Genomic DNA, 4,639 nt, shown 5'->3' on the forward strand with positions numbered 1-4,639 from the left:
GACCCCGACTCCGGGCGAGCTCCCCAGCCAACCAGCGGGAGAGGCCAACCGAAACAACAAATCTCAAGTCTCTACGGTTTCAGGGGATTGCCGGACATCGGTCACCGACTCCCAGAGCCGGACGGTCCTGACGCTTGGCTACGACACCAGCACCGGCCTTGTGACCTGGATCCAGGACATCTCGCAACGAGCACTCAAGTTCACCTACAACGCGAAACAGTTGATCAAGCTGGAGGACGGCGGCAAATTCAACTCGGGCACGGCGACCTTCGAGCCAGGTGCCGTGGTCAAGGCGTTCCAGCTCGCTTACACCGACACCTCGAACAACGGCGGCACGAAGCTGATCTCGGTCAAGGATCCGCGCAACGCCGAGACGAAGGTCCAGTACTACACGCCGAACGAGACCTCGTCGTACGCGTTGTGGCCGAAGAGCTACACCGATCGCCGCGGCAACGACACCACGTTCTCCTACGCCGATGCTGACCCGGTCGCGCAGGACAGGCTGGCCACGGTCACCGATGTCAACGGCAGTACACCGTCGGTCACGACGTACAGGATGGACGTGTTCGGCCGCACAACCAGCATCGTGGATGCGAACCAGAACGCCGTCGCCGGCACGAAGTCGACCTTGCTGGCCTGGGATCGGGACCACAACGTGATCCGGTTGCAGGAACCCAACGACGCGGTGTCAACGTGGGAGTACGACCCGAACACCGGCTACCCACTCGTCGTCAAGGACGCGATGGCGGTCAAGAACGGTCTCCCCGGTGTGGTGCTGACCTACCAGAGGCTGACCACCGGCGCGAAACCGACCGTGCTGCTGTCCAAGACGAGCGCCGGCGGCCGGACCAACACGTTCACCTACGACGCGAACGGCAACGTCAAGACCGTCAAGAACGGACTCGGATTCGGGCCGACCTACACCTACAACTCGAACGGGACCCTGGCGACGGTCACCGACGCGCGCGGTAACGCGACGCAGTACGGCGCCGACACCAACTACGACCCGAGCGGCTCCCCGCTGTCGATCACCGACCCCGAACTGGCCACAACCGGCTTCGTGTACGACGCCCGCGGCAACGTGCTCCAGCTCAAGGAGGACCTTGTCAACGGCCAGTTCCAGCGGTTGACGACCGCGGAGTACGACGCATTCGGCCGGCCGACGAAGATCTCGAAGCCGTACGACGGCCCGGTGGTGCGGACCACGACGACGGAGTACGACCTCAACGACAACGTGACCAAGGAGACCGCGCCGAACAACGAGCAGTCGATCTCGACGTTCGATGCCGCGGACAACTTGTTGACCAAGACGGTGCCGGACAACAACACCACCGGCCGGCAGCTCGCCTACACCTACGATGTGCTGGGCCGCAAGGTCACCGAGACCGCGCCGAAGGGTGTCGCGACCACAAGCGACCCGAACGACTTCGTCACCAAGTACAGCTATGACCGGATCGGTCAGGTGCTGAAGGTCGAGACGCCATTCGTCGACACCGACGGCTCCACCAAGACGCCCACGACGACCTACGAGTACGACCTCGTCGGCAACCAGACCACCGTGCTGGACCCGCTGCGGAACGTGTCCCCGGCGACCGACTACACCTCCAAAACGGTCTACGACCTGAACCACCGCCCGACCGCCGTCACCGATGCGGCCGGCTACACGAGCAAGACGGTCTACGACGCCGACGGTCTGGTGACGTCGCAGATCAACCAGACCGGTCACGCGAAGAAGACCGACTACAACGCGGCCGGTCAGCCGGTCGCGATCCACGTCCCGCACACCCCGATCGGTGCCCATCAGGAGGACCGGGTCACCACGCTGACCTACGACGAGGCCGGCAACGTCACCCGCCAGACCCGGCCCAGTGGCCGGTACTCCGAGACGGTGTACGACAAGAACAACCGGCCGGTCCAGAACAAGTCCGCGTTCGACACCACGACCGACCTGTACAAGACGCCGTCGAGCACGTTCATCCAGTACTGGCCGACCGGTGAGATCAAGGCGCAGTCCGAGCCGACGTTTGCCGCCACGGCTCCGCCGGCCGCGCAATGGACGAACTTCACCTACTACGACTCCGGTGACATCAAGACCTCGACCGACCCGTGGCAGATCACCGCGACCTACGGGTACAACCCGTTGGGTCAGCAGACCGACCGCACCCTGACCGTGCCCGGCGACGACGCCAAACGCACCCAGGCCTGGGCCTACTACCCCGACGGTGGCCTGCAGTCCCGCTCCGACACCGCAGCCCAGCAGCCCGTCGATGTGGTCGACAACGCCGACACCTGGCAGACCAGCTCGACCGGGACCTGGGCCACGGTCACCGGCGGCACCAACACCCAGGGCGCCAACTACCGCACCCACGCCGCCGCGGCCGTCGGTACACCGGAGGCCGGTGACACGTTCAACTGGCGGGTGCTGCCCGACATCACGGGTTCGTTCGACGTCTACGCGAGCTGCCCTGTCGCCACGGCCGCCACCACCGCGGCGACGTACACGATCAACCACTCCGGCGGCGCGGCCACGAAGACGGTTGATCAGAAGGCGTGCACCGCGGCGACGCCGTGGGTGAACCTGGGTAACTATTCGTTCCCGAACGGTGTCGCCAAAACCATCACCTTGAAGCCGGCGGTCGCGGGTGTGGTGGTCGCGGACGCGATCAAGCTGGTCTCGACCAGCCCGGCCGAGTCCCGGTCCTTCACCTACAACTACGACGCCAACGGTCAGCAGAGCGAGGTCAAGGACAACAACCCGAACGCCGCGACCGACACGTTCAAGATCACCACCGACGGCCTGGCCCGCACCACCCGGGTCCAGGAGCTCAAGGGCATCACGAACAAGGCGACGACCGACTACACCTACGACCTCGACTCCAACGTGCTGTCCACCAACGCCCAACGGCCCGCGGACGCGAACACCGTCGGCGTGACCCGCTACACCGCCTACACCTGGGACGTCCGCAACCTCATCGACACCGTCAAGGCCGCCGCCACCCCGACGTTACCGCTGGACACCTGGTCCTATACCTACGATCCGCGTGGTTGGCGGTCCACCACCACCAAGCCGAACGGCAACGTGGCGACGTTCACCTACCACGAGGACGGCCTGCAGCGGATCCTGACCGAGAAGACCAGCGCTGGCCTGCTGGTCTCGTCGCACTCGCTGCGCTACAACCCCGACAGTGACCGGTCCCAGGACGTCGAGAAGGTCCTGCAGGCGGGGACGTCGCTGTATCTGGACCAGGCGTCGACCTACACCTACACCCCGGCCCGGCAACTCGCGGCGGTGGTCAAGACCGGTGTCGACAAGGGCGACAACGAGTCCTACGACTACGACGCGGCCGGCAACACCATCACGCAGACCATCGGCGCCACCGTGTCGTCGATGACCTACGACCGCAACCGGCTGATCAAGACGGTCACCGGTGGCGCGACGCTGAACCAGCGTTACGACCCGTTCGGGCGCTCCACCACCACCGACGCCGGCACCCAGGTGGTCGAACAAAACGCCTACGACGGCTACGACCGCCTCGTCCGGCAGCAGAAGTTCGATTCGGCTGGCAATCCGACCTTCACCCGCAACCAGACCTACGACCCGTTCGACCGCGTGGTCAACCAGTCCGAAAAGGTCGGCACCGCCCAATCCATCACCACCCGGTACACCTTCGTCGGCCTGGCCGACCAGGTCGCCGCCGAGGAGGAAAAGGACACCGGCGGCACCTGGAAGACCTCCAAGGCGTACGCCTACGGCGCAAACGGCGAAAACCTGTCCCTGGTCGACTCACCCGTCAACGGCACCACATCGGAGAAGTCGTTCTACGGCACCAACCCCCACGGTGACGTCGAAACCCTCACCGACGCCACCACCGGCGCAACCACGTCGACGTATCGCTACACCGCCTACGGCCAACCCGACAAGACCGGCACCACCGGCGACGACGCCATCACCGGCATCGCAAGCCAAGACGCCGACATCGTCAACCCGTACCGGTTCAACAGCAAGCGCTTCGACGGCGCGACCGGCAGCTATGACATGGGGTTCCGCGAATACAACCCAGGCCTCAACCGGTACCTCAGCCGCGACTACTACAACGGCGCCCTCAACGACCTCGCCCTAGGCTCGGACCCGTGGAACACCAACCGCTACATGTTCGCCGGCGGCAACCCCATCACCGGTGTAGAACTCGACGGCCACATCGCCATCGACGAGAACGGGGACCAATACACGCCGACCCCGCAGCCGCCAGCGAGGCCGCCGACAATGGTTGACCCAGCGCTACAACCTCTCGTAGACGGCGAATACGCGCGTCCAGGCGTCACGAAGGTAATAGATGACGGTCGTACGACGACTGCTTTGAGGAACGAATTGGAGACGGGGGTCAAGACGGGGAAGGGGAAAAGCGCGACGTATCATCTCCAGAAAGTCCTTGCGCAGGCAAACGGGTACGCCAATGCCCTGAGGAAGAGTGACGTCGACAGATTTCATGGCAGGCCCGGGCTGGCCGAAGCTGACGAACTCGTGCTCCGAAGGCTGTTCAAAGACTCACCCCGGCAATTCATGGGGCTCAGTGATGGCGCCGCCGGGATGCCGGTGGGGCGGGCTTGGTGATGGTGGTGCTTCGCGGGTACGTCGGTT

1 protein-coding gene is annotated in these 4,639 nt (G+C 64.8%); it reads left to right on the forward strand.

The features are described from left to right. The first annotated feature begins 160 nt into the window (after window positions 1-160). Window positions 161-4,612, forward strand: a complete 4,452-nt coding sequence (locus ACZ3HV_RS44355; RefSeq protein WP_465693906.1) for a golvesin C-terminal-like domain-containing protein — start codon at window positions 161-163, stop codon at window positions 4,610-4,612. Window positions 4,613-4,639: the final 27 nt, after the last annotated feature.

It is taken from the genome of Kribbella sp. NPDC020701, from assembly GCF_055562215.1.